Below are 26,436 nucleotides of genomic sequence, written 5' to 3'. Positions count from 1 at the left end.
CGCCCTGGGGGCAGTGGCCCTCGCGGTCCCCTCCGTCCTGCTCGGACCGGCCGGTGCTGCCGCTGCCGCGACCGCGCCGGCAGCGGTGGTCGGCCTGGCCGTCGAGGTCGCCGCCGACGGCCGCGGGCCCTTCACGCCGGACGACGGCCCGGGCGGGGACCGGGGTCCCGCGAACGGCATCGTCCGGACCCGCGACGCCGTCACGTACCGGGTCACGGTGAACGCCGGCGACGGGACCGCGCACCACGAGCGCTTCGTCCTCGACGCTCCGGCGGGCACGGGTTGGGCGGGGGTCCCGCTCGCGTGCACGGGTGCCGGGTCGGCGGTCGAGGGCCAGCGGCTCACCTGCGACCTCGGCGACGTCCCCTCGGGGCACGCCGTCGCCGTGCCGGCCGTGCTCGACGTCTCCGGGGACCTGCGGAACGGTGACCGCATCGCCGTGACGGGCACCGCGACCGCCGACGACGCCGAGCCCACCGCACCGGTCACGTCGGCGACGACCGTCGTGTCCGCCGCGCCGCGGTACAACCTCAGCAAGGCCGTGGTGGGCTCGACCCTGCGGTCGGACGTGCCGGGGCCGGACGGCACCCCCGGCGTGCAACTGCGCTACCCGATCACCGTCGACTGGCAGTCCCCCGTCCCCGGGCAGGGCCTGCTCGGCTTCGAGCGGAGCACGGGCGACATGCACTTCACCGACGACCTGTCCCACCTGCTCGGCGACCGACCGTCGGGTGCGGTGCTCTGGAACGGCGGTCGACCCGCCTGCGGCCGCAACGGCGAGGACGGCGTGCAGTTCGGCGGTCTGCCGGGCGGCCGCGGCGGAGGCGACCGAGCCGTGGCCGACTCCGGCACCGTCACCTGCACGCAGGCAGCGCCCGGCGGCGAGGTCGACGTGACGATCCACGGCGCCGTGACGGACGCCGCGCGCATGCCGGGGCGCAACATCGGCGGCGGCCCGATCAGCGGCGGCGCGAAGCCGTACGTCGTGAGCGGGTGGATCTCGCTGTGGATGCCCACCCCGTCGGTGCCGACGTCCGTCGAGTCGGTGAACACCTTCACGCCGCTGCAGACGACCTCGGTCAGCGGGACCCCGAACTTCCCCGGCGGCGCGGAGCCGACGGCCGACAACAGCGCCCGGCGGAACCTCGTCGAACTCGGACCGGGCAGCGCAGGCAAGCGGCTCTGGCGCCTCGGGAGCGACGGCAGCGGCGTGACCGCCGGATCGGCGAAGGACGGGGACCCGTGGGCCACGGGCGGCACCCGACTCCGCAGTGACGTCACGATGGTGAACACCGGTCTCGCACCCTTCCGCGGCGCAGCGCTCTGCGACACCTTCGACCGCCGGACGCAGCGCCTGACGACGGTGGCAGGGCGGGCTCCTGCGTGGTCGAGCGGCCTCGAGCACGCGCACGTGCAGTACGCCGCGTACGACATGGCGTCACCGGCGGCAGGCCAGGTCCGCACCTGCGACGACGGCGACGGCCCCTGGTTCGACGACCCGGCGGAGGTCCCCGGCGGCATCGCGGCGGTCGGGGCGGTCCGCGTCACCGGCGACCTGGCCGGCGGCGCGAGCGGCGGCCTGTACTCCACGGTGACGACGCAGCGCGCGCCCGACGGGACCCGCGTGTACGACTTCGGGCACGCCCGCTTCGGTGACCACCGGCCCGAGTGGGTGCACGACCACCAGGACCCCGGGCTCGGTGCCGGCGGGCTGGCCGACAGCGTGGAGCTCACCGAGGACCTGGTCCGCGTCGGCAAGGTCGTCGTCGATCCGGGTTCCGACGCTGCGGACACCCCGGACCGGACGAGCTCGGTCGTCCCCGGCAACACCGTCGACTACGCGCTCCGTCCGACCCTGACGAACGGCTTCGCCGACGGTCGCCCCACCGACGTGACCGTCCGTGACGTCCTGCCCGCGCACACCTCGTACGTCGAGGACAGTGCGTCGAGGACCCCCGAGGTCGACACGGTGCCGGGTGCCGACGGCCAGGAGCACCAGCGTCTGACCTGGACGCTGCACGACGTGGAACCGAACAGCCGCATCACCCCGATCACCTACACGGCGCGGATCGACCGCTCGGCGCCGGCCGGTCCGATCAGCAACACGGTGACCGTGGCGTCACCGGCCGACCGGTCCGACGAGCGCTGGCGCACCGCCGAGCGCGGCCTGGAGGTCGTCACCACCGGCGGGGTCGGGGTCGAGAAGCGCACGCCTGCCCCCGTCGTCGTGACCGGCGACGATCCGGAGTGGGACCTCGACGTCACGAACACCGACGACGCCGCGATCGGCGGCCTCGACCTGATCGACGTGCTCCCGCACCACGGAGACGCACGAGGCTCGGACTTCCACGGCACCGTCGGACTCGCGGCGCCGGCCCCCACCGACCCCGACGCCGGTGAGGTCGTCCGGTACACCGACACCGAGGCCGCCGACGTCTCCCCCGACGGTGCCGACCCGAGCAACCAGCCCGGCGGTACGACCCACTGGTGCACCGAGGACGAGTTCGGTGCGAGCGGCTGCCCGGACACACTCGACCGGGTGACCGCCGTCCGGATCGAACGGCAGACGCCGGTCCCCGCCGGCGAGACCGTCACGCACCGGCTCGTGCTCGCGACGAGCGGCGCGCACGACGGCGACCGCTACGTGAACCGGTTCGGCCTGCGGACGTCCGACCTGGCGCTCCCGGTGCAGTCGAACCCGTCGACGGTCCGGGTCGTCGCCGGCATGATCGGTGACCGGGTGTGGGACGACCGGAACGACGACGGCCTGCAGGACGACGACGAGCCCGGCGTCCGTGGCGTCCCCGTCACCCTCACCGGGACCGACGACCACGGTGACGCGGTCGAGCGGCGGACGACCACCGACGACGACGGCGGGTACCGCTTCGACGGGCTGCGGCCGGGCGACTACCGCGTGCACTTCAGGGCGCCCGACGGCATGCACTTCACCGAGGAGCACGTCGGCGACGACCCGGCGGTCGACTCCGACGCCGGACCGGACGGCGAGACCGCGGCGGTCACGATCGACCGGGTCACGAGCGCGGAGGGTGCGCTCGAGGGGGTGCGCCGCGACACGACCGTCGATGCCGGCCTGGTCGAGGCCGGACCCGGCGACGGTGGGGACGGCGGTGGTGGGGACGACGGCGGGGACCCGGGGGCAGGCGACGGGACCGATGGCCCGGGGAACCCCGGTGACGGTGACGGCGGCCGTCCTGGTGGCGCCGGTGCCGGTACCAGGGGTGGTGACGCGCCGATCGGCAGCGGTCACGAGCGGACCGTCGCGGCGCAGGCCCTGTCTGCCGGCCGACTCGCCTACACGGGGACGACCGTCGGTGCTGCGGTGGCGCTGGCGCTCGCGCTCCTCGTGCCCGGGCTGACCGTGCTCATCAGCCGACGACGGTCCCGTCGGTCGTCTGACTGATCCGGCATCCGGCGCTCGGCACGGCGGGGTCGGGTCACCTCCGGGTGGCTCGACCCCGCTGTCGTGCGTCCACCGCTCACCGTGGGGCAGCAGCGGCCCCGGTCGTGCGCCCGTCGGTACGGCTGCGGTCGGCGGTCGGCGGTCGCCGGTCGGCGGTCGGCGGTCGGCGGTCGGCGGTAGCGTCGCCCCGTGGACCCTGCCTCGATGAGCGCCCCGAGCGCAGCAGCTCGAGCGGACGCCCGTGTGGTGGCGGCCTACGACGACCGGGCGGACGAGTACGCCGAGATCCTCGGGTCCATGGACGCCGTCCACCCCGAGGACCGGACGCTCGTCGAGGACTGGGCGGACACGACGCACGGACTCCTGCTCGACGTGGGATGCGGACCCGGCCACTGGACCGCGCACCTGCACCGTCGTGGCCACGCCGTCATCGGGATCGAGCCCGTACCGCGGTTCGTCGAGCTCGCGCGCGCTGCCGCTCCCGAGGTCGACTTCCGGACCGGGACGATCGAGGCGACAGGTCTGTCCGACGGCGGTGTCGGCGGTGTGCTCTCCTGGTACTCGCTCGTGCACCACCGTCCGGACCGGGTGCCGGTCGCGCTCGCGGAGTGCCGCCGGATCCTGGCACCCGGGGGCGGGCTGCTCGTCGGGTTCTTCGAGGGTCCGACGCTCGAGCCGTTCGACCACGCGGTGACGACCGCCCACCGATGGCCCGTCGAGCGGATGGTCGCTGCGATCGAGGACGCGGGTCTCACGGTCGACGCCGTGCACCGACGCTCCGACGACGGAGCGCGCCCGCACGCGGCCGTCCTCGCGCACCGGGCCTGATCACGGCTGCCATCCCGGAGTGACCAGCCCGGTCTCGTAGGCGAAGACGACCAACTGCGCGCGGTCGCGGGCACCGAGCTTGATCATGGCGCGCGAGACGTGCGTCTTCGTGGTCATCGGACTGACGAAGAGCCGCTCGGCGATCTCCGTGTTGGTCAGGCCGAGGGCGACGAGTTGCATGACCTGGCGCTCGCGGTCGGTGAGGACGTCGAGGGACGGGGCCAGCGCGGACGGCTTCGCGTGCGTTGCGTAGGCGGCGACGAGCGAGCGCGTCGGACCCGGCGACAGCAACGACTCCCCGGCGTGCACGGTACGGACGGCGCGGAGCAGTTCGGCGGGTTCGGTGTCCTTCACGAGGAAGCCGGCCGCACCGCCACGGATCGCCTCGAACACGTACGAGTCCTCCTCGAAGGTGGTGAGGATCACCACGTGCACGCCGTCGAGGTCCGGATCCGCCGAGATGCGCTGGGTCGCGACGAGCCCGTCCGTGCCCGGCATCCGGATGTCCATCAGCACGACGTCCGGACGCTCACGCCGGACCGCCGCGACGGCCGAGTCACCGTCGCCGGCCTCGCCGACCACGGTCATCCCCGGTTCGGCGTCGACCAGGGCGCGGAGCCCGGCGCGGATGAGCACCTGGTCGTCCACGAGCACGACCCGGATGGCCTCGTCGGTGGTCGTCACGATCGCTCCTCGTCCTCGTCCTCGTCCTCGTGCTCGTGCTCGTGCTCGTGCTCGTGCTCGGCCGCGTCCGACGACCGCGCGGCGACGGTCGAGGGCAGTCGTGCGACGACGCGCCACCCGCCGTCCGGCGTGGGTCCGGCCGACAGGGTGCCACCGACGGCGGAGGCCCGCTCGCGCATCCCGATGATGCCGTTGCCGGACGGTCCGAGCAGCGGCGTGACCCGGGCGTCGGCCGGGTCACGGTCCGGGGCCGGGGAGTCCTCGACCGACAGGTCCACGATCTCCGGTCCGAACCGCACCGCGATGCGGGCGCGGTGCTCGGGAGCGTGCTTCATCACGTTCGTCACCGACTCCTGCACGATCCGGAAGGCCGTGCGGTCCGTGGTCCGGTCCACCGGTGCAGGGTCACCGTCGACCGTCGCGCTGATGTCGACCCCGGCCGCGCGTGCCCGCTCGACCAGGTCCGCCAGGCGGTCGAGCCCCGGGACGGGGGTGCGGTCCGCGGCGCCGGGGAGCGGCTCGCTCCCGGCGGACCCGCGGTCGGCCGTTCCACCGGTCGGTCCGTCCGTCCTGTCAACGACCCGGTCCCCGGACCCGTCGACCGACCGGAGGACCCCGAGGATCGTCCGCAGCTCGACCAGTGCCTCGCGGCTCGTCTCACGGATGTCGGCCAACGAGATGCGGGTCTGCTCGGGGAGCGCGGACCCCAGGTGGAGCGCGACACCCGCCTGCAGGTTGATGAGCGACATGCTGTGGGCGACGGAGTCGTGGAGCTCACGGGCGATGCGGACGCGCTCGTCACGGGCGCGTTCCTGCTCTGCGGCAGCGCGCCGACGCCGTCGGTCCGCGACGCGGTCGAGACGGACGCGGACGAGCTCCGCCACGGACAGGGTCACCGCTGCCCAGGCGACGGCGAGGACGACCGCGTCGAGGTTCCGCGCGGGTGCACGGCCGAGGAACTCGTCGGCGGTCGGCAGCACCGTGACGGCCAGTCCGAGCGCGACACCCACCGCGGTGCGGCGCCCGTGCAGCCACGCGTTCACCGCCGCCATCGTCAGCGCGGCCACGAACGGCCCCCGCGGACTGACCAGCAGGGCGTAGCCGATCGTCGTCACGAGCGTCACGGCGAGGACGCCCGTCGGCCACCGCCAGCGCCACGGCAGGACGAGCACCCCGACGATGAGCAGCACGATCGCGAGCGGACCCGGCTGCGCTGCGTCGACGATCGAGGAGCCGAGGACGTGGGTCGCCCAGGGCGGGCCACCGCGAGGGCCGACGGTGTCGGTCGGCCCGGTCGGGAAGCGCGCGGCCAGCAGGGTCCCCACGATCTGCACGAGTGCGACCGGCAGCACCCGACCGAACCGGGCGAAGCGACGGACGCCGTCTCGCTGGTCGTCGGTCGCCTCGGCGGCGGCAGTGGGGGTGCGGTGCATGCGTCCGAGCCTAGGGTCGCCTCGGCGGCACGGCATCGGGTCGTGGCAGGAGCTGTGGACTACTCCCACGGGAGTAGTCGGCGGTGCAGGAGGACCGGTCGTACGGCTGCGGGAGCAGGCGGGAGTCGGCCTCCGTGGCGGACGCGGGACGAGCCTCCGGACCGGATGCTGGGAACGTCGCCCGACCGGGCGACACGATCCGCCCAGGAGGCAACCGTGCACACCGCTCTCACCACCTTCGCCGCCGTCGGCCCCCTCGGGCACGGCGGGCCGCCCTTCTTCCTGTTCCCGGCGTTCTTCCTGCTGGTGCTCCTGGCCACCGCCGTCGTGTTCGGCGTCCTGCGCCGCGGCGGCTGGCGGGCGCGGTCCGATGCCCGGGCCGTCCTCGCCGACCGGTTCGTCCGGGGTGACATCGACGCGGACGAGTACCGCTCGCGGCTCGCGGAGCTCAGCCGGAAGTGACCGCCAGCGCCGACGTGATCGTCGCCACGGTGTCGTCGACCGACCCCTCGATGGACACCGCGACGACGGTCTCGTCGGGCTGGGGCCGCTCGAGGGTCGCGAACTGCGAGTCGAGCAGCGACGACGGCATGTACTCGTGGTGGCGGTGCGCCTGGCGCTCGGCGATGAGGTCGTGCGAGCCGTCGAGGAAGGCGATCACCAGGTCGGGTGCCGCGCTGCGCAGCCGGTCGCGGTAGGCGCGCTTCAGCGCGGAGTTCGCCATCACGCACCGGTGCCCCGACGCCTGCACCTCGGCGATCCGTGCCGCGCAGGCGTCCAGCCACGGCCATCGGTCCTCGTCGGTCAGCGGCGTACCCTGCCGCATCTTCTCCTTGTTGGCGCCCGGGTGGAGGTCGTCGGCGTCGACGAACGTGCTCGGCTGGCCCTGCTCGGCGAGCGCGTCGGCCAGCGCCTGACCGATCGTGGACTTGCCCGAGCCGGAGACACCCATCACGAGCACGGGCGGGAGGACGTCGTGGTCGGTCATCCCTCCACAGTACGGGTCGTCCGCTTCCCGTCCCCAGTTGACCGGATCCCCGTGCCGACCCCAGGTGTCGGTCGTACCGTGGGCCGCGACACGTCAGGACGAAGGAGACTCAGGTGGCGGACAACGAACAGCACGACGACGGCGGCACGGCGAACATCGGTGTCGTCGGTCTGGCGGTGATGGGGTCGAACCTGGCCCGCAACCTCGCCTCGCGCGAGGGCAACACGGTCGCGGTGTACAACCGCACCTACGCGCGCACCCAGGAGTTGCTGGACGAGCACGGCGACATGGGGTTCATCGCGTCCGAGGACATCGACGGCTTCGTCGCGTCGCTGTCGAAGCCGCGCACCGCGATCATCATGGTGCAGGCGGGCAAGGGCACCGACGCCGTCATCGAGCAGCTCGCCGACCGTTTCGAGGAAGGCGACATCATCGTCGACGGCGGCAACGCCAACTTCCACGACACCATCCGCCGCGAGCACGACCTGCGTGAGCAGGGCCTGAACTTCGTCGGCACCGGCATCTCGGGTGGCGAGGAGGGCGCGCTGAAGGGCCCGTCGATCATGCCCGGCGGCTCGGACGAGGCGTGGGAGACCCTCGGCCCGATCCTGAAGTCGATCGCCGCGGTGGCCGAGGGCGAGCCGTGCGTGACGCACATCGGTACCGACGGCGCCGGTCACTTCGTCAAGATGGTCCACAACGGCATCGAGTACGCGGACATGCAGTTGATCGCCGAGTCCTACGACCTGCTCCGTCGTGCCGGCGGACACTCGGTCGACGAACTCGTCCAGATCTACGAGAAGTGGAACGAGGGCGACCTCGAGTCCTACCTGATCGAGATCACCGGCGAGGTCCTCAAGCAGCAGGACGCCGACTCCGGGAAGCCGCTCGTCGACGTCATCCGTGACGAGGCCGGGTCCAAGGGCACGGGTGTGTGGACGGTGCAGAACGCGGTCGGGCTCGGCATCCCCGTCTCCGGCATCGGTGAGGCTGTCTTCGCCCGCGCGGTGTCCTCGAAGCCGTCGCAGCGCGCAGCCGTCCAGCGCTCCGTGACGAACCGACCGGACGTGGTCGACGTCCCCGACACGTTCGAGGACGACGTCCGGGCCGCGCTGTACGCGTCGAAGGTGGTCGCGTACGCGCAGGGCTTCGACCTCATCATCGCCGGGGCGAAGGAGTACGACTGGGACATCGACCTCGGCGCGGTCGCGAAGATCTGGCGCGGTGGCTGCATCATCCGCGCCCAGTTCCTCAACCGCATCGTCGAGGCGTACGACAAGAACCCCGCGCTCGAGAGCCTGCTGGTCGACCCGTACTTCGCGGACGCCGTCGCCGAGGGCGAAGCGGCCTGGCGTCGCATCGTCGGCATCGCCGCTGCGTCCGGCATCCCCGCCCCGGGGTTCTCGTCCGCGCTGGCGTACTTCGACTCGCTCGCGTCCGATCGACTGCCGGCGGCGCTCATCCAGGGGCAGCGTGACTTCTTCGGAGCGCACACCTACCAGCGCGTCGACAAGGACGGCACGTTCCACACGCTGTGGTCCGAGGACGGCCGCCGCGAGGTCGAGCAGGAACCCTCCACCCACTGACCCGGGCGGGCAGCAGGCCCCGTCGGACGGCGCGGCCTGCTGCCGCCGGGTCGGCGGGGCCTGCTGCCGCAGAGTCGGCGGGGCGTGCTCCCGCCGGGTCGGCGGGGCGTGCTGCCGCCCGGCCGGAGGGGGCAGCTGCCGCGGCCGGTCGGTCGATCCCTTCGGCCCCGGGGCCGGACACGGGCGACGCGGTCAGGCCACGATCCGCTCCCGCGCGAGGTCGGCGACGAGCCGCTCGAGCCGAGGTCCCCGTCCGAGCAGCCGTCGGGACCCGGGCGACGAGCGGACGAAGAACGTCGCGACGGCAGCGGAGTCGTCCGGTCGGACGTAGTGCATCGCCACGGCGCTCGCGTCGCGCTCCCCCGGGACGTCCTCGACCCCGACGTGCACCATCCGGCTCCAGCGGATCACGAGCAGCCGCGTCGCCCGGCGCTCCTCGAGTTCCCAGAGCGACGCCTCGGTGGCTCCGAACGCCCAGGTCACGCGCTCGCCCAGGGTGACCTCGGGGCGGGCCCGCAGCACGTCCTGGCGCAGTTCCGGTGTCGGCGCCGCGGGGACCAGCCAGACCGTCGGGTCGATGCGACGGATGGCCAGTGCGAGCGCTTCGTCCGCGCGTCGCCGACGGATCGCGCGGGCGCGGACGACGGCGACGACGAGCCCGACCACGCCGACGGAGATCGCGACGAGCTCGGCGATGCCGAGGAACGCCAGGTCGGTCTGCGGCGCTGCCGCCACGACCACGATGCGGCTGACGACGAGCGCGGTCCAGACACCGACGAGGGTCCACCGCAGGACCGCGAACCGGCGGCCAGCGCTCCCCGGCGTCCGCGGCCGGTGCGCGCGGCGGCCGCTGGGCACGCGGTCTGGTCGGTCCAACACGCTCCCGATCCTCGCACGGCCGCGGTCGGCGGCGCTGTCCCGGAGCGGCGCACGACCGACGAACCCGGCGCGGAGCGGGACCGAGGCGTCCACCGCCGTGCTGTTGTCAGCCCATCCGCGGTGGCGCCGACCTACGCTGCACGGGTGAGCACGTCAGCGGCACCGACCACCGAGCAGGCACCGACCCCGACCCCGGTCCGTCGCCCGGCCCTGCTCGCCGCGGTCTGCGGCGTGATCGCGATCGCCGCGTTCCTGGCGGTCGCCGAGCTCGGAGCGCTGCTGCTCGGCGGGGCGGGCAGTCCGCTGGTGGCCGTCGGCTCCGCCGTGATCGACCTCGCTCCCCCGGCGGCGAAGGACCTGATGGTCGGCCTGTTCGGCACCGGGGACAAGGTCGCCCTCTTCGTGCTCATGGCCGTGGTGACGGCCGCGGTCAGCGCCGGCGCCGGTGTGCTCGAACGTGCCCGGCCGCCGTTCGGCGCGCTCGTCCTCGCGGCCGGTGCGGTCCTCGCGCTGGTCGCCGTCACCACCCGCTCGGGCAGCGGCACGTGGGACGGAGCGCCCACGGTCCTCGGCGTCGCAGCCGCGATCGTCGTGCTCCGCGTGCTCCTGCGCCACCTCCGCCGGTGGGAGGCAGCGACCGCCGTGCCGTCGGCCTCGCCCCGCCCCGCGGCGACCGAGCGGCGCACCTTCCTCGTGTGGAGCACGACGACGGCCGTGGCGGCCATCGTCGTGGGAGGAGCGTCGCGAGCCGGCACCGCGGCGGTGCAGGCCGCCGCAGCGGCACGGCGGGCGGTCCGGCTGCCCCGTGCGGCGACGACCGCGCCCGCCGTTCCCGGGGGCGCGTCCCTCGACGTCGACGGGATCACGCCCTACGTCACCCCGAACGCCGACTTCTACCGGATCGACACCGCGCTGCGGGTCCCGTCCGTCGACCCCGCGGACTGGTCGCTCCGCATCCACGGCGCCGTCGACCGCGAGGTCGAGCTGACGTGGGACGAGCTGCTGGCGCTCCCGCTGCAGGAGCACATGGCCACGCTCAGCTGCGTGTCGAACGAGGTCGGCGGCGACCTGATCGGCAACGCGCTGTGGCTGGGCTACCCGATCCGTGAGCTGCTCGCTCGTGCGGGTGTCCAGGACGGTGCCGACATGGTGCTGTCCCGCAGCATCGACGGGTTCTCCGCGGGCACGCCGCTGGACGTGCTGCAGGACGAGGGCACGGCTGCGTTGCTCGCGATCGGGATGAACGGCGAACCGCTGCCGGCCGAGCACGGGTTCCCGGTGCGGATGGTGGTCCCCGGGCTGTTCGGCTACGTCTCCGCGACGAAGTGGGTGACGGAGCTCGAGGTCACCCGCTTCGCCGACGCCCAGGGCTACTGGACACCCCGCGGGTGGTCGGAGCGCGGGCCGGTGAAGCTCGAGTCGCGGATCGACACCCCTCGCGGCGGTGCCTCGGTGACCGCCGGGCAGCAGGTCGCGGTCGCCGGCGTCGCGTGGCAGCCGCACACCGGCGTGAAGGCCGTGCAGGTCCGCATCGACGACGGCTCGTGGCAGGACGCCACGCTCGCCGACTCCGTCTCGGCCGACACCTGGCGACAGTGGGTGTACCGCTGGACGCCCGACGCCGGCTCGCACACGATCCGGGTCCGGGCGGTCAGCGCCGACGGTCAGGTGCAGACGAGCGTCGAGCGGCCGCCGGCGCCGAACGGCGCGACCGGGTGGCACACGGTGCACGTCAGCGCCGGCTGACCCCGCTGCCGATGCCGTCGCTGCCGGTACCGGGCGCCGCGACGACCGTCACGAGGTCCATGCCCGGTCCGTCCTCGTGCCGGCGTGCGAAGCCACGCTGCTCGTAGAAGGCAGCTCGGCCCCGAGCCGCGAAGAGCTGCACGTCGTCGACCCCACGACGGCGCGACTCGTCGACGAGCCGCGCGAGCACCTCGCCGCCGACGCCCCGGCCGCGCGCGTCCTCCGCCACGATCATCTCGGTCACGAAGGCGTGCAGGGCGCCGTCGCTGATCAGCCGTCCGATGCCGACCAGACGCCCCGTCTCGTCGCGTGCGCTGCACACCACCCAGCTGCCGGCCAGCGCCCGACGGAACCGTTCGAGGTCCCACGCACCCCACCCGGTTTCGTCGTACAGGGCCCGGAACTCCGCTGCGGTCGGCAGTGCGAACGAGTACTCCACACCGCGACGGTACCGCGGCGGACGAGTGTCAGGCGGGGAACTCCGCGACGATGCACGTGCCCTCGACCTGCTCGTCGGACTCGACCGTCACGGTGAACCCGGCGCCCTCGAACAGCGCAGCGGACTGCGGCGCCTGCGTCGACGAGACCTCGATGACGACCGCGCCGCCCGGGCGCAGCCACTCCCCCGCTCCCGCGGCCACTCGCCGGTGCACGTCGAGCCCGTCCGGCCCACCGTCCAGCGCGATGCGCCGCTCGTGCTCCCGCGCCTCGGCCGGCATGGTGGCCAGCGCGTCCGACGGCACGTACGGCGCGTTCACCGCGATGACGTCGACGACGCCGCGGAAGCGCTCGGGCAGCGGCGCGAACAGGTCGCCCAGGACGACGATCCCCCGGTCGCCGATGTTCTCCGCCGCGACGTCGACGGCGTCCGCGTCGATGTCCGCCGCGACGAGGTCGAGTGCGCCGACCCGTCCGAGCAACGCCACCGAGATCGCCCCGACACCGCAGCACAGGTCGACGACCCGGTCGTAGCGGTGCAGGCGTCGCGCGGCCTGCTCGACGACGACGGCGGTGCGGGTCCGCGGCACGAAGACCCCCGGGACGACCCGGACACGGTGCCCGTCGAACGCGGCCCAGCCGAGCACGACCTCGAGCGGCTCACCGCCGAGTCGCCGCTGCACGAGCCCGCGCAGCTTCACCGGATCGCCGTCGCCGGCCTCGAGCAGCAGGTCGGCCTCGTCCTCGGCGAACACGCTGCCCGTCGCCCGCAGACGGGCAGCCAGGGCAGCGCGTGCCGGGTGGACGGGAGGCACGGCTCAGCCCGCCGGCCGGGTCACGCCCGGCACGCGTCCGGTCCGCCTACGCGGCACCGTCGAACATGGAGGTCACGGACCCGTCGTCGAAGACCTCGTGGATCGCGCGGGCGATGAGCGGCGCGATCGGCAGGACCTCGAGGCGGTCCCAGCGCTTGTCCTCGGGCAGGGGCAGCGTGTCGGTGACGACGACGCGATCGATGAACTCGCTCTGCAGCAGCTCGGTGGCCGGGTCGGAGAACACGGCGTGGGTCGCCGCGACGACCACGCCGGTCGCGCCGGCGTTCTTGAGCGCCTCGGCGGCCTTCGCGATGGTGCGGCCGGTGTCGATGAGGTCGTCGACGAGCAGGCACACGCGGCCCGAGACGTCACCGACGATCTCGTGCACGGACACCTGGTTCGGCACGAGCGGGTCGCGCCGCTTGTGGATGATCGCCAGCGGAGCACCGAGCTTCTCGGACCAGATGTCGGCGACGCGCACACGGCCCATGTCGGGCGACACCACGGTCAGGGTCTTCGGGTCGAGGATCTGCTGGAAGCGCTCGAGCAGGACGGGCATGGCGAACAGGTGGTCCACGGGGCCGTCGAAGAAGCCCTGGATCTGTGCGGCGTGCAGGTCGACGCTCATGATGCGGTGGGCACCGGCGGCCTTGAACAGGTCGGCGACGAGCCGGGCCGAGATCGGCTCGCGCCCGCGGCCCTTCTTGTCCTGGCGCGCGTAGGGGTAGAAGGGCGCGACGACGGTGATGCGCTTCGCCGAGGCACGCTTCAGGGCGTCGACCATGATGAGCTGCTCCATGAGCCACTCGTTGATGGGCGCGGTGTGCGACTGGATGACGAACGCGTCGCAACCGCGGACCGACTCGTCGAAGCGGGCGTAGAGCTCACCGTTCGCGAAGGTCCGGGCATCGGTCGGCACCAGGTCGACTCCGAGCTCGTCGGCGATCTGCGCCGAGAGTTCCGGGTGCGCCCGGCCCGACACGAGGACGAGTCGTTTCTGGCCCGTGGTCTTGATTCCGGACAAGTGCGGTGCTCACTCCCTGACCCGCTCGGGGTCGTCTCGATCGACCCGACCGCCGTCAGATCTGTTCGCCGTGCGCGCGCCGAGCCGCCTCGGCCGCCGGCGAACCGGGTCGGTGTTCCTCGACCCATCCGTCGGTGTTGCGCTGCGGGGCGTAGCTGATCGCCAGCGACCCGGCCGGTACGTCCTTGCGGACGGTCGTACCCGCGCCGGTGTACGCCCCGTCACCAATCCTAACCGGGGCGACGAACACGTTGTGCGAGCCCGTGCGGACGTTCGACCCGACCTCGGTGCGGTGCTTGTGCACGCCGTCGTAGTTCGCGGTGATCGTGTTGGCCCCGATGTTCGAGTCCTCGCCGACCTCGGCGTCACCGATGTACGACAGGTGCGGGACCTTGCTGCCGCGGCCGATCACCGCGTTCTTCGTCTCGACGAACGTGCCGATCTTGCCGTGCTCGCCCAGGACCGTCCCCGGTCGCAGGTAGGCGAAGGGACCGACCGTGGCGCCGTCGCCGATGACCGCCAGCGTCGCGTCGACACGGTTCACGACCGCGCCGGCTCCGACCTCGGTGTCGCGGAGCGTGGTGTCCGGTCCCACCACCGCGCCGGCGGCGATCGCCGTCGCCCCGACGAGCTGCGTGCCGGGGAGGATCTCGGCGTCGGCCTCGACGGTGACGGCGACGTCGATCCACGTGGTCGCCGGGTCCTGCACGGTGACACCGGCGAGCTGGTGCCGACGGACGATGCGGGCGTTGAGCTCACGCGCCGCGTCGGCGAGCTGCGCGCGGTCGTTGATGCCGGCGACGAGCCACGGGTCGGTCAGCGTGACGACGTCGATCGCTCCCCCGCGCGCGGCGACGAGCGACGGGACGTCGGTGACGTACTTCTCGCCCTGCGCGTTGGCCGTGGTGAGCGAGGGCAGCACCGCACGCAGGTGGGTCACGTCGAACGCGTAGATGCCGGCGTTCGCCTCGGTGATGGCCCGTTCGGCCTCGGTGGCGTCCTTGTGCTCGACGACGCGCACGAACGCCCCGGCGGCGTCGCGGACGACCCGGCCGAGCCCCGTCGGGTCCGGGGCGATCGCACTGACCAGGGTCACGGCGTTGCCGGCGTGCGCGTCCACGAGGCGTCGGAGCGACGCCGTGTCGAGCAGCGGGACGTCCCCGGAGAGCACCACGACCGAGCCGTCGAAGTCCGCCGGGAGCGCCTGCACCGCGACCTCGACGGCGCGTCCGGTGCCGGGGACCTCGTCCTGGTCGACCACGATCGCCCCGGGGGCACGCTCGGCGACCTCGGCCGCGACGCGCTCGCGCTCGTGCCGCACGACCACGGCGACGTGCTCCGGCTCGATCGAGGACGCCGTGCGCAGCACGTGCGCCAGCAGGGGCAGGCCGGCGAGGCGGTGCAGCACCTTCGGGGTGGACGACTTCATGCGCGTGCCCTGCCCGGCGGCGAGGACGACGACGGCGATCCGCTGGTCGGTCATGCACCCATCCTGGCGTATGTGCTCCGACTGGGTGCTCGACCCGCACCGGCAGCGCCGGCCCGGCGTGGGGCGAGCGGACCGTGCGCTACGCCCGCGCGGGCTCCCGCTGCACGAACGCCATGAGCACGAGGCCCGCGACGAGGACCACGACCACGCCGATGATCCCGTACCGCGTCGAGCCGCCGATCGTCACCGCGATGCCGAACAGCGCCGGCGCGAGGAACGACGCCGCTCGCCCGGTCGTCGCGTAGAGGCCGAAGAGCTCGCCCTCGCGTCCCGGGGTGGCGAGTCGTGCCAGGTACGCCCTGGACGACGACTGCACCGGCCCGACGAAGATCGCCAGCGTGAGCCCGAGCACCCAGAACCCGGCCGTCGCGCTCCCGATCAGGAACACCCCGATGCCGGTGAGCGCGAGCCCGACGAGCGCGACCGTGATGACCGCCCGGGAACCGAAGCGGTCGTCGAGCCGCCCGGAGGCGAAGGTCGCGACACCCGCCACCACGTTCGCCGCGATCGCGAAGAGGATCACCTGCGACGGGCTGAAGCCGAACACCTGCGCGGCGACGATGCCGCCGAAGGTGAAGACCGCACCGACGCCGTCGCGGAACACGGCGCTCGCGAGCAGGAAGACCAGGACGTTGCGGCGTTCCCGCCACAGCCGGGCGACGTGCCGTCCGAGGTCACGGTAGGCGCTGAGCAGACCGCCCGTGCGCGAACGGTCCGGCGCCGCCTCGGGCACGGTCAGGAAGAGCGGGACCGAGCTGACCGCGAGCCACACCGCGGCGATCCCGATCGCGACCCGGACGTCCCACGACCCGGACGCGACGGTCGACGGCAGCTGCAGGAGGCCCGCGACCCCCTCGGTGCCGAAGTCCTGGATGCAGAGGAGGAGCAGGACGACGAGCAGCACGATCCCGCCGAAGTACCCGGCGGCCCAGCCGATCGCCGACACGCGGCCGGTCTGCGGGCCCGACGCCACCTGGCCGAGCATCGCGTTGTAGCCGACGGTGGCGACCTCGTACGCGACGGTCCCGATGCCGAGGAGCGCTGCGCCGAGCACCAGGTACGGCTGCTGCGGCGCGACGAACACCATCGCCCCGATCGACAGCGCCACCCCGATCGTCCCGATGAGCACGGACCGGCGGCGGTGCCCGGACGAGTCCGCCAGCCGCCCCACCGCAGGTGCGACGAGCGCCACGACGATCCCCGCCAGGGTCAGGGCCGTCGACACCGTCGCGGCGTTGTGCGCCAGCTCCCGCTCGACCGTCTGCGCAGCGGCCGTCGACGAGTCCTCGGCAGCGACGAGCCGCGGGTCGACGAACGCCCGGCTCGCCAGGTAGGTGCTGAAGACGAAGGTGGTGACGACGGCGGTGAACGCCGAGGACCCCCAGTCCCAGAGCGCCCAGGACACGAGTGCCCGCCGGTCGGTGCGTCGCGGCACTGCCGCCGCCGGTGTCGCGGTCATGGCCGAACCGTAGCGCGTCGCGGTGTCGCGGCGGGGCCGACCCGGCCACGGCTCGCCGTGGTGATCGGACGACGGACGGGAGGACGGCACTCGCCGGCACCGCGCCTCCCGTCCGACGACCGCTCACCGGACGGCGCGACCCGCGTCGCGCACGTCGGCTCGCGTCCTCACGCGCCCGCGGGCACGCCGTTCGGGTAGACGACGGACTTGAGCGAGGCCGGGTCGGTGTCGCTCTCGAGGGCCTCGCGGACCGCGTCGAGTCCGAAGCGCCCGGTGACGAGCGCGTCGAGGTCGACCTGGCCCGACGCGACCAGACCGATCGCGACCGGCCAGGTGTTCGTGTAGCGGAAGATGCCGGTGACCGTCACCTCGAGGTTCTGGATGTGCTCGACGGGCAGCACCATCTCGGAGTTGCCGAGGCCGACGAGCACCGCCGCGCCGGCCGGTCCGACGGCCTTGATGCCGTCCGAGACGGCACGGGGCGCACCGCTGGCGTCGATGAAGGCGTCGACGGGGACGATGTCCGACGTGACGTCCACCGAGACGGGGTCGACCACCTCGGTCGCGCCGAAGGACAGCGCACGCTCGCGGCGCTCGGGGACGAGGTCGCTGACGACCACGCGCGTCGCGCCGAACGCCCGGGCGACCTGGGCGCAGATGACCCCGATCGGACCGGCACCGGCGATCAGGACGCTCGAGCCGGGCACGATGCCGGCCTTGCGCGCCGCGGCGATGCCGACGGACAGCGGCTCGAGCAGTGCGCCGGCCTCGAAGGACACCGTGTCGGGCAGGGCGTGCGCGAACTCGGCCTCGATCGTCACGTACTCCGCGAAGGCACCGTCGACCGGCGGTGTCGCGTAGAAGCGCATGTGCGGGCAGAGGTTGTAGCGGCCGGCCAGGCACTGCGCGCAGCGGTGGCAGGGGCGCTGGGGCTCGACGGCGACGCGCTCGCCGACGCGGGCGGGGTCGACGCCCTCGCCGACCGCGGCGATCGTGCCGGAGAGCTCGTGGCCGAGGACGAGGGGCTCCTCGACGACGAAGTCGCCGATGCGGCCGTGGCGGTAGTAGTGGACGTCGGAGCCGCAGACGCCGACGGCGGCCACGCGGACGAGCACGTCGCCGGGGGCGACCTCGGGGACGGGGCGGTCCTCGATCGTCAGGTCCTCGGTGCCGAGCAGGACGCTCGCGCGCTGGGTGTCGGAGGTGGTGCTCATGCGGATCTCGCTTCCTCGACCGCGTCGTCGCGGTCGGCTGTGGTGTGGTCGGTGTCGGACGCGCGGGTCCCGGTCGCGCCGGTCGTGGTCGCGCCGCTCGGGCCGGTCGTGGTCGCGCCGCTGGTTGTCGGGAGGGCCCCGTCGCGCAGCAGGTCGGCGAAGCCGAGCTCGGCGGCGCCCCGGACGAGGACGTCACGGCCGAGCTCCGCCGGCACGATGCGCAGCCGGTCGGTCATCGCGGCCATCGTCTGCGCCCGGACGTCGTCCTCGACGCGGTCCCCCACGTGCCCGAGCAGCACGCCGAGGAACCCCCCGAGCACGACGACCTGCGGGTCGACGGTGTGGATGGCGTTCCGGATCGCCGTCGCGAGCGCGGTCACCTGGCGGTCCACGACCCGTTCGACCGCGTCGTGTCGCTCGGCCAGGGCGGCGGCGAGGGCGTCCAGGTCGTCGGGCGCGGTCCGGGTCACCGCGGTGAGGGCCCCGCGTGAAGCCTCGGTCTCCAGGCACCCGATCGCCCCGCAGTGGCAGCGGATGCCGTTCGCCGCGACGAAGGTGTGCCCGAGCTCGCCCGCGTACCCGTCCGCGCCGCTGAACGGGCGGCCGGCGCTGACGATCCCACCGCCGATGCCGCTGGCGCCGCCGTTGAGGTACACGAGGTCGTCGACGCCGCGCGCGCTGCCGTAGAGCCGTTCGGCCCACGCACCGACGTTCGCGTCGTTCGCCGCGCGGACGGGCAGCCCGAGACGCTCGGCGAGGGGCCCGGCGAAGGGCTCGTCCCGCCAACCGAGGTGCGGGGCGTCGCGGACGACCCCGTCCTCGACCCGGACGATGCCCGGGACAGCGACGCCCACGCCGACGAGCCGCAGTGCCGGATCGGCGCGTGCGGTCAGCGTGGCGAGGACACGGGCCACGGCGTCGATCGCTGCGGCGGCACCGGGCACGCTCGACTGCGGTTCGACGAGGCGGTCGCGCACGGTGCCGTCGAGCGCGACGAGCGCCACCGCGACGGCGTCGATCTCCACGGTCACCGCGGCGGCCACGACGTCGCGCGATGCCCGGACGACGGCGCTCGGCCGACCGACCCCGGCGGGACGGTCCGCCCCGGCTCCCGGGAGCTCCTCGTGCACGAACCCCTGCTCGACGAGCTCCCCGACGAGCGCCAGGACCGTCGACCGGTTGAGTCCCGTCCGACGGGTGAGCTCGGCACGGGTGACCGGCCCGCCCTCGTGCACGATGCGGAGGACGCGCGCGACGTTCCCGGGCGTGGTCGTGGCCGACCTGGCCATGGGTCCTCCTCGTGGTGGTGTGGTGTGGGGGGCCGAGTCTCGGCTCGGCGGACACCTTCGCGGGTTCGGCACCGCGGAACTGTCCGCGGTGCCGAGTCTCGCGGGTCCGTCCGTACCCGCGCGCGGCTCAGCGCGAGCGGGAGAACGCGGCGTCGAACGCGGCGTCCGGTGGGGCGATCGTCCCCAGGCGACGCACGAACGCGAGCGCCTCGGGGCCGCCGACGAGTCGGTCCATGCCGGCGTCCTCCCACTCGACGCTCGTCGGGCCGTCGTACCCGATGTGGTTCAGCACGCGGAACACCCGCTCCCACGGCACGTCCCCGTGCCCGGCGGAGACGAAGTCCCACCCACGACGGGGGTCGCCCCACGGCAGGTGCGATCCGAGTCGACCGTTGCGGCCGTCGAGCTGCTTGACCGACTCCTTGCAGTGCACGTGGTACACCCGGTCGGCGAAGTCGAGCAGGAACGCGGCGGGGTCGAGGTCCTGCCACACGAAGTGCGACGGGTCGAAGTTGAACCCGAACGACGGGCGGTCCCGGAACACCTCGAGCGCCCGCTTCGCGGTCCAGTAGTCGTAGGCGATCTCGGACGGGTGCACCTCGAGCGCGAAGCGGACGCCGACCTCCTCGAACACGTCGAGGATCGGCGACCAGCGGTCGTGGAAGTCCTGGTACCCGGCCTCGATCATCGCCGGGGGCACGGGCGGGAACCCGGCGACGGTCTTCCAGATCGACGACCCCGAGAAGCCGGTCACGGTCGACACCCCGAGCGCAGCGGCCGCACGGGCCGTCCACTGCAGCTCCTCCGCCGCCCGCTGCCGGACGCCCTCGGGGTCGCCGTCGCCCCACACGTGCGGCGCGAGGATGTCCTCGTGCCGCTGGTCGATCGGGTCGTCGCAGACGGCCTGGCCGGTCAGGTGGTTCGCGATCGTCCAGACCTGCAGTCCGTTGCGCTCCAGGACCGCCTTCCGGTCGGCCACGTACGCCGGGTCCGTCGCGGCGCGTCGGACGTCCAGGTGGTCGCCCCAGCAGGCGATCTCCAGCCCGTCGTAGCCCCACTCGCCCGCCAGCCGTGCGACCTCCTCGAAGGGCAGGTCCGCCCACTGCCCGGTGAACAGGGTCACCGGCCTGGTCGAGCGGCCGCCGCCGTCCGGCCTGGAGGCGCCGCTCGCCCCGGTCTCGCCGGTTCCGTCCGTCGTCGTCATCGTCGTCGTCCTTCCTCGCCTGTCGTGTCGTGTCGCGTCGTGCTGCTGCTGCTGCTGCTGCTGCTGCCGAGTCTGGCTCACCAGGACCCGGGGGTGGCACCGGCCGGCACGGTGTCAGGGCGGTCGACGCGCGACCGGACCTCGACCACGGTGTGCTCGCGGGCCGCGGTGGAGACCGCCTCCATCACCTCGAGCACGTGGAACGCGAGGTCGCCGGACGCGCGGTGCGGGCGATCCGTCGCGATCGCGTGCGCCATGTCGGCCAGGCCGTAGCCGCGTCCGGCGTCGACGTACCCGGCGCTCGTCGGCAGGTCCCGCCACTCGCGGGTGGCGGCGTCGGCGATCGACACGGTGTCGGAGAACCGGTTCGGGTCGGGGACGCCGAGGGTGCCCGCGGTGCCGAACACCTCGAACAGCGGCGCCCTGGTGGCCCAGACCTCGAACGACACCGTGACGGTCGAGACGACGCCGTCCGCGTGCTCGAGGACGGCGACGACGTGCGTGTCGATGTCGACCCGGAGCGGGGTGCCGGCCGCGGGGCCGGTCGCGATGGTGCGCTCGCGGTCCGACCGGGTCGAGGCTCCGCTGACCCGGACGACCGGGCCGAAGAACGACACGAGGCTCGTCAGGTAGTACGGCCCCATGTCGAGCAGCGGGCCGCCGCCGGGCTGGTAGTAGAACGCCGGCGCCGGGTGCCAGAGCTCGTGCCCGGGCGCCGACCACGACACGGCGGCGCCGACCGGGGTGCCGATCGCGCCGCTGTCGAGCGCCTGCCGCGCCGTCTGGATCCCGGTGCCGAGCACGGTGTCCGGCGCGCTGCCCACCCGCAGGCCCGAGCGACGCGCGAGGTCGAGCACGGGGCGCGCCTCGGCCGTCGACATCGCGAGCGGCTTCTCGCCGTACACGTGCTTGCCGGCCTCGAGCGCCCGCGTGGCGATCTCGGCGTGAGCCGCCGGGATCGTCAGGTTGAGCACGACGTCGACGTCGTCCGCGGCGATCAGCTCGTCGACCGAGGAACCGCGGACGCCCTGCGTCTCGCCCACCGACCGTGCCCGGGCCACGTCGATGTCCGCGACGGCGGTGAGCTCGAGCCCGGGCAGCGCCGGGAAGTGCTCGAAGTACTGCTGGCTGATGACGCCGACCCCGACGACACCGACCTTCATCGGGCTGCCCACAGGAGTCCCCTCTCGATGATCGTGCGGAGCGGCTGCGACTCGACGACCTCGAGCCGGTGCCCGGGTGCCGAGACGAACACGCGTCCCTGCCCCCACTGCCGGGTCCAGATCGCCGGCGCGGTGACCGGACGGTTCCAGGCGTCGAAGTCCCGGGCCTCCTGCGTCGTCGTCGCCAGCACGTCGTTGTACTCGTCGGAGAGCACCCAGTACTGCTCGGTCACGAGGTCGAAGTCCTCGATGCCCTGCGTGATCGGGTGCTCGTGCCCGGCCTCGGTGATGTGCACCGTGTACGGGATGTAGTTGTCGGACTGCTCGCCGGTGCGCTCGGACGGGTGCTTGCCCGCGTGGTGCGCGAACTGCCCGCCGACCATGTGCAGGTAGTCGGCGGTGTTCCGGAAGGCGTCCGCGATCCCGCCGTGCCACCCGGCGAGCCCGGCGCCGCCGAGCACCGCCTGCTGCAGTCCCGCGAACTCGTCGTCGGCGATGGTCGACATCGTGACGACCTGCACGATCAGGTCGACGTCCGCCATCACGGACTCGTCGGCGTACACCGCCGTCGAGTCCGACACGCGGACGTCGAAGCCGTTGTCGCGCAGGAAGGGGACGAACAGGTCGGTGGTCTCGACGGGCATGTGCCCGTCCCACCCGCCACGGACGACCAGCGCTCGCTTCGTCGTGTCGTTCATCGTGTCGGCCATCAGATCGCCGTCCAGGCGCTGCCGTCGGACGCGCTGCGCTCGACCGCGTCGAGGACGCGCTGCACGTGCAGGCCGTCGGCGAACGACGGCGAGGGGTCGGTGCCCGCGACGATCGCCCGCACGAGGTCGGCGACCTGGTGGCTGAAGGTGTGCTCGTAGCCGATGAGGTGCCCGGTCGGCCACCACGCGGCCATGTACTCGTGCTCCGGCTCGGTGACGAGGACGCGACGGAAGCCCTGCTCCCCCGCGGGCGCCGACGACTCGTACAGGCGCAGCTCGTTCATGGACTCGAGGTCGAACTGGATCGCGCCCTCGGACCCGCTGACCTCGAGCGTCAGGCCGTTCTTCCGCCCGGTCGCGTAGCGCGTGGCCTCGAAGGTGCCGATCGCACCCTCGGCAGCGCCGCCGGTGAGCCGACCGAGGAAGAACGCGGCGTCGTCGACGGTGACCTGTCCGCGCTCGCTCGACGCGGTGCCGGAGAGCCCGACCCCCTCGGCCATCAGCGGACGTTCGTGCACGAAGGTCTCGAGCGTGCCGGACACGGTCGACAGGTGTGCGCCCGTGACGTGCTCGACGAGGTCGATCGCGTGCGCACCGATGTCGCCGAGCGAGCCCGAGCCGGCGAGCGCCTTGTCGAGGCGCCACGTCATCGGGCCGTCCTCGTCGGACAACCAGTCCTGCAGGTAGAGCGCGCGGACCTGGCGGACCGTGCCGATCCTCCCGTCCGCGACCAGCTGCCGGGCGAACGCGATCGCAGGGACGCGGCGGTAGCTGAAGCCGACCATCGCGCGGACGCCGCGCTCGGCGGCGGCCTCCGCAGCGGCGGTCATCGCCTCGGCCTCCTCGACCGTGTTGGCGAGGGGCTTCTCGCAGAGGACGTGCTTGCCGGCCTCGAGCGCGGCGATCGCGATCTCGACGTGCGAGGAACCGGGCGAGACGATGTCGACGAGGTCGATGTCGGGGTCCGCCACCACCTGCCGCCAGTCCGTCGACGCGGCCTGCCAGCCGTACTGCACGCGCGCTGCCTCGGTGCGCTCGGCGTCACGGCCGACCACCACGGCCATCTCGGGTTCGACGCCGAGGTCGAAGAACCGCGGTGCGGTCCGCCACGCCTGGGAGTGCGCCGCTCCCATGAAGCCGTGCCCGACCATGGCGACGCGCAGTCGTCCCGGCCCGTGTCCGTCCTGTGCCATCCACTCGCTCCTTTGCGATCCGGTGTTGCCAGGATCCACCCTACCGCTTATGTTGGGCGCGGCAACATTTTGTTTCGACGACGAACGGTGATCCACCATGGCAACGACGCCCACCCGCGACGACAAGTTCTCCTTCGGTCTCTGGACCATCGGCTACAACGGCTCCGACCCGTTCGGCGGCCCGACCCGTCCCGCGCTGGACGTGGTCGAGGCGGTCGAGAAGCTCGACGAGCTCGGTGCCTACGGCCTGACCTTCCACGACGACGACCTGTTCGCGTTCGGCTCGACCGACGCCGAGCGCCAGGCGCAGATCGACCGCCTCAAGGGCGCGCTCGACTCCACCGGCATCATCGTGCCGATGGTCACGACGAACCTGTTCTCGGCGCCCGTCTTCAAGGACGGCGGATTCACCTCGAACGACCGGAACGTCCGTCGCTTCGCCCTCCGCAAGGTGCTCCGCAACCTCGACCTGGCCGCCGAGCTCGGCGCGAAGACGTTCGTCATGTGGGGTGGCCGCGAGGGCTCGGAGTACGACTCCGCCAAGGACGTGCAGGCCGCCCTCGAGCGCTACCGCGAGGCCGTGAACCTGCTCGCCCAGTACGTCACCGACAAGGGCTACGACATCCGCTTCGCCATCGAGCCGAAGCCGAACGAGCCCCGTGGCGACATCCTGCTGCCGACCCTCGGTCACGCGATCGCCTTCACCGAGACGCTCGAGCGTCCGGAGCTCTTCGGCATCAACCCGGAGGTCGGCCACGAGCAGATGGCGGGCCTGAACTTCACGGCCGGCATCGCCCAGGCGCTCTACCAGGGCAAGCTCTTCCACATCGACCTCAACGGGCAGCGCGGCATCAAGTACGACCAGGACCTCGTGTTCGGCCACGGCGACCTGCAGAACGCCTTCTCGCTCGTCGACCTGCTCGAGCACGGTGCCCCGCAGGGCGGCCAGGCGTACGACGGCCCCCGCCACTTCGACTACAAGCCGAGCCGCACCGAGGACATCACCGGCGTCTGGGACTCGGCGCAGGCGAACATGCGCATGTACCTGCTCCTCAAGGAGCGCGCCCAGGCGTTCCGCGCCGACCCCGAGGTGCAGGAGGCCCTGTCCGCCGCGAAGGTCGACGAGCTCTCGACGCCGACGCTGAACAGCGGTGAGTCGTACGACGACTTCCTCGCCGACCGCTCGGCCTACGAGGACTTCGACGCCGACGCGTACTTCGGCGGCAAGGGCTTCGGCTTCGTGCGCCTGCAGCAGCTCGCGATCGAGCACCTCATGGGCGCTCGTGGCTGACGTCGTCGAGCGTCGGCTGGTCGCAGGGGTCGACTCCTCGACCCAGTCCTGCAAGGTCACGGTCCGTGACGCGGCGACCGGTGCGGTCGTCCGGGAGGGGCGCGCGTCCCACCCGGACGGCACCTCCGTCGACCCCCGCCACTGGTGGGACGCGCTCGGCACCGCGATCGCGGACGCCGGCGGGTTCGACGACGTCGCCGCCGTCGCGATCGCCGGGCAGCAGCACGGCATGGTCGCGCTCGATGCCGACGGTCACGTGGTCCGCGACGCACTCCTGTGGAACGACGTCCGCAGCGCCGACGCGGCCGCGCAGATGGTCGAGGAGCTCGGCCGGGAGGCATGGGTCGCCCGGACGGGTCTGGTCCCGGTGGCGTCGTTCACCGGCACCAAGCTGCGGTGGCTCCGCGACGCGGAGCCCGACAACGCGGCGCGCGTCGCCGCCGTCGCGCTCCCCCACGACTGGCTGTCGTGGCGACTGCGCGGGTACGGCCCCGCCGACGAGAGCCCGCTCGGGCCGGACCTCGACGCGCTGGCGACCGACGGTTCGGACGCCAGCGGCACCGGCTACTGGGACCCGGTGCGCCGGGAGTACGACGCGGAGCTGTTCGAGCAGGCGCTCGGGCGTCCCTCGCGGGTCGCTGCCGGACCGCACGACGGCGACGCGCACGCCGACGGCGACGGCCCGGTCGTGGTGCCGCGGGTCGTGGCGCCCGACGAGGCGATGGGCACCCTGGCGTCCGACGTCGAGCTGCCGGGCGGCGCCGTCGCCCGCGCCGGTCTCGTCGTCGGCCCGGGGCTCGGCGACAACGCCGGGGCAGCGCTCGGCCTCGGGCTCGGCCCGGGTGACGTCGCGGTGTCCCTCGGGACCAGCGGGACCGTCTTCGGCGTCACCGACACCGAGGTGACGGACCCGAGCGGGACCGTGGCGGGCTTCGCCGACGGGACCGGGTCGCGCCTCCCGATCGTCACCACGCTCAACGCGGCCCGCGTGCTCGAGGTGATCGGCGGACTCCTCTCCGTCGACCACGGCGAGCTCGGCGAGCTGGCGCTGCAGGCGCCGGCAGGGGCGGGCGGGCTCGTGCTCGTGCCGTACTTCGTCGGCGAGCGCACCCCGAACCGACCGGACGCCACCGCCTCGCTCGTGGGCATGACGCCCGCGACGACCGACCGGGCGCACCTCGCCCGCGCCGCCGTCGAGGGCATGCTCTGCGCCCTGGCCGACGGCCTCGCCGCGGTCGAGGCCACCGGCGTGCAGGTGTCGCGGCTGCTGCTGATCGGCGGCGCCGCACGGAACGAGGCCGTCCGGGCCGTCGCCGCGCAGGTGTTCGGCCGCGACGTGTCGATCCCGGAACCGGGCGAGTACGTCGCCTCGGGTGCCGCTCGACAGGCCGCGTGGGTGCTGACCGGGAGCCTGCCGTCGTGGGAGGTCGCCGCGACGGTGGTGCCCGCGGACCCGCACCCCGAGGTGCTCGAGCAGTACCGCGCCGCCGCGCGCTGATGCGCTGAGGCGCGTCCACCTGGTGGAATCGGGCGTACCCGGTCGGAACTCCCGACCAGGTACGCCCGTTCCGACCAGGGACAC

General features: G+C 73.4%; 22 protein-coding genes. 7 read left to right on the top strand and 15 right to left on the bottom strand.

Annotated elements, in window-relative coordinates; genetic code table 11:
• Window positions 1-13: 13 nt before the first annotated feature.
• Together NI26_RS03650 and NI26_RS03645 are read left to right on the top strand one after the other, a co-directional pair.
• Entirely contained in the window at window positions 14-3,421 is a 3,408-nt protein-coding gene (locus NI26_RS03650; RefSeq protein WP_066652486.1) for an SdrD B-like domain-containing protein, read from the top strand.
• 204 nt (window positions 3,422-3,625) lie between these two features.
• Window positions 3,626-4,249, top strand: a complete 624-nt coding sequence (locus NI26_RS03645) for a class I SAM-dependent methyltransferase (protein ID WP_066652483.1) — start codon at window positions 3,626-3,628, stop codon at window positions 4,247-4,249.
• Here NI26_RS03645 and NI26_RS03640 read toward each other — a convergent pair whose 3' ends face one another.
• Together NI26_RS03640 and NI26_RS03635 are read right to left on the bottom strand one after the other, a co-directional pair.
• Window positions 4,250-4,933 (bottom strand): response regulator transcription factor, encoded by a 684-nt coding sequence (locus NI26_RS03640; protein WP_235426495.1) that lies wholly within the window; start codon window positions 4,931-4,933, stop codon window positions 4,250-4,252.
• A complete protein-coding gene (locus NI26_RS03635; protein ID WP_066652482.1) occupies window positions 4,930-6,366 on the bottom strand; it encodes a sensor histidine kinase in 1,437 nt (478 codons plus the stop codon). Before NI26_RS03635 ends, NI26_RS03640 begins: the two co-directional genes overlap by 4 nt.
• Window positions 6,367-6,582: 216 nt before the next feature.
• Between NI26_RS03635 and NI26_RS03630 the strand changes: the two genes are divergently transcribed.
• Entirely contained in the window at window positions 6,583-6,828 is a 246-nt protein-coding gene (locus tag NI26_RS03630; RefSeq protein WP_066652480.1) for an SHOCT domain-containing protein, read from the top strand.
• Here NI26_RS03630 and NI26_RS03625 read toward each other — a convergent pair.
• Window positions 6,815-7,354 carry a gluconokinase gene (locus NI26_RS03625; RefSeq protein WP_066652478.1) on the bottom strand — a complete coding sequence of 180 codons (540 nt, stop codon included), beginning with the start codon at window positions 7,352-7,354 and terminating at the stop codon, window positions 6,815-6,817. The genes NI26_RS03630 and NI26_RS03625 overlap by 14 nt on opposite strands.
• 113 nt (window positions 7,355-7,467) lie before the next feature.
• Here NI26_RS03625 and gndA point away from each other — a divergent pair, with 113 nt between their 5' ends.
• On the top strand, window positions 7,468-8,940 hold the full coding sequence (gene gndA / locus NI26_RS03620; RefSeq protein WP_081984671.1) for an NADP-dependent phosphogluconate dehydrogenase: 1,473 nt from the start codon (window positions 7,468-7,470) through the stop codon (window positions 8,938-8,940).
• Window positions 8,941-9,132: 192 nt separating this feature from the next.
• Here the strand turns inward: gndA and NI26_RS03615 are convergent, their stop codons facing one another.
• Window positions 9,133-9,816, bottom strand: a complete 684-nt coding sequence (locus NI26_RS03615; RefSeq protein WP_158407729.1) for a hypothetical protein — start codon at window positions 9,814-9,816, stop codon at window positions 9,133-9,135.
• Window positions 9,817-9,963: 147 nt separating this feature from the next.
• Here NI26_RS03615 and NI26_RS03610 point away from each other — a divergent pair, with 147 nt between their 5' ends.
• Window positions 9,964-11,565, top strand: coding sequence for a molybdopterin-dependent oxidoreductase (locus NI26_RS03610; RefSeq protein WP_081985218.1), 1,602 nt, complete (start codon window positions 9,964-9,966; stop codon window positions 11,563-11,565).
• Here NI26_RS03610 and NI26_RS03605 read toward each other — a convergent pair.
• The 11 genes from NI26_RS03605 to NI26_RS03555 all read right to left on the bottom strand — a co-directional run bounded on the left by NI26_RS03605 (window position 11,552) and on the right by NI26_RS03555 (window position 23,563).
• Window positions 11,552-12,004 carry a GNAT family N-acetyltransferase gene (locus NI26_RS03605; protein WP_066652472.1) on the bottom strand — a complete coding sequence of 151 codons (453 nt, stop codon included), beginning with the start codon at window positions 12,002-12,004 and terminating at the stop codon, window positions 11,552-11,554. The genes NI26_RS03610 and NI26_RS03605 overlap by 14 nt on opposite strands.
• A gap of 28 nt (window positions 12,005-12,032) precedes the next feature.
• On the bottom strand, window positions 12,033-12,818 hold the full coding sequence (locus NI26_RS03600) for a putative protein N(5)-glutamine methyltransferase (RefSeq protein WP_081984669.1): 786 nt from the start codon (window positions 12,816-12,818) through the stop codon (window positions 12,033-12,035).
• Window positions 12,819-12,864: 46 nt separating this feature from the next.
• Window positions 12,865-13,842 carry a ribose-phosphate diphosphokinase gene (locus tag NI26_RS03595; protein WP_066652469.1) on the bottom strand — a complete coding sequence of 326 codons (978 nt, stop codon included), beginning with the start codon at window positions 13,840-13,842 and terminating at the stop codon, window positions 12,865-12,867.
• A 55-nt stretch (window positions 13,843-13,897) separates the two neighbouring features.
• Window positions 13,898-15,325 carry a bifunctional UDP-N-acetylglucosamine diphosphorylase/glucosamine-1-phosphate N-acetyltransferase GlmU gene (gene glmU / locus NI26_RS03590; RefSeq protein WP_066652467.1) on the bottom strand — a complete coding sequence of 476 codons (1,428 nt, stop codon included), beginning with the start codon at window positions 15,323-15,325 and terminating at the stop codon, window positions 13,898-13,900.
• An 85-nt stretch (window positions 15,326-15,410) separates the two neighbouring features.
• On the bottom strand, window positions 15,411-16,790 hold the full coding sequence (locus NI26_RS03585; protein ID WP_066652465.1) for an MFS transporter: 1,380 nt from the start codon (window positions 16,788-16,790) through the stop codon (window positions 15,411-15,413).
• Between the two features lie 167 nt (window positions 16,791-16,957).
• On the bottom strand, window positions 16,958-18,004 hold the full coding sequence (locus NI26_RS03580; protein ID WP_066652463.1) for an NAD(P)-dependent alcohol dehydrogenase: 1,047 nt from the start codon (window positions 18,002-18,004) through the stop codon (window positions 16,958-16,960).
• Entirely contained in the window at window positions 18,001-19,293 is a 1,293-nt protein-coding gene (locus tag NI26_RS03575; protein WP_066652461.1) for an ROK family transcriptional regulator, read from the bottom strand. The genes NI26_RS03580 and NI26_RS03575 overlap by 4 nt, the downstream gene beginning before the upstream one ends.
• Before the next feature lie 127 nt (window positions 19,294-19,420).
• Window positions 19,421-20,497, bottom strand: a complete 1,077-nt coding sequence (locus tag NI26_RS03570; RefSeq protein ID WP_235426493.1) for a sugar phosphate isomerase/epimerase family protein — start codon at window positions 20,495-20,497, stop codon at window positions 19,421-19,423.
• A gap of 77 nt (window positions 20,498-20,574) precedes the next feature.
• Window positions 20,575-21,660: a Gfo/Idh/MocA family protein gene (locus tag NI26_RS03565; RefSeq protein ID WP_066657795.1), complete on the bottom strand. Its 1,086-nt coding sequence runs from the start codon at window positions 21,658-21,660 to the stop codon at window positions 20,575-20,577.
• Window positions 21,657-22,370 carry a ThuA domain-containing protein gene (locus NI26_RS03560; RefSeq protein WP_235426490.1) on the bottom strand — a complete coding sequence of 238 codons (714 nt, stop codon included), beginning with the start codon at window positions 22,368-22,370 and terminating at the stop codon, window positions 21,657-21,659. The genes NI26_RS03565 and NI26_RS03560 overlap by 4 nt, the downstream gene beginning before the upstream one ends.
• Entirely contained in the window at window positions 22,370-23,563 is a 1,194-nt protein-coding gene (locus NI26_RS03555; RefSeq protein WP_066652454.1) for a Gfo/Idh/MocA family protein, read from the bottom strand. Before NI26_RS03555 ends, NI26_RS03560 begins: the two co-directional genes overlap by 1 nt.
• 97 nt (window positions 23,564-23,660) lie before the next feature.
• Here NI26_RS03555 and xylA point away from each other — a divergent pair, with 97 nt between their 5' ends.
• Both xylA and NI26_RS03545 read left to right on the top strand, forming a co-directional pair.
• The gene (xylA, locus tag NI26_RS03550) at window positions 23,661-24,854 is read left to right on the top strand and encodes a xylose isomerase (protein WP_066652452.1); all 1,194 of its coding nucleotides are present in this window, start codon (window positions 23,661-23,663) and stop codon (window positions 24,852-24,854) included.
• The gene (locus NI26_RS03545; protein WP_066652449.1) at window positions 24,847-26,352 is read left to right on the top strand and encodes a xylulokinase; all 1,506 of its coding nucleotides are present in this window, start codon (window positions 24,847-24,849) and stop codon (window positions 26,350-26,352) included. The genes xylA and NI26_RS03545 overlap by 8 nt, the downstream gene beginning before the upstream one ends.
• Window positions 26,353-26,436: the final 84 nt, after the last annotated feature.

The sequence above is a fragment of the Curtobacterium sp. MR_MD2014 genome, from assembly GCF_000772085.1.
GTDB lineage: Bacteria > Actinomycetota > Actinomycetes > Actinomycetales > Microbacteriaceae > Curtobacterium.
The sequence above is the reverse complement of the archived record's forward strand: the minus strand, read 5'-3'. Positions and strand labels throughout refer to the sequence as shown.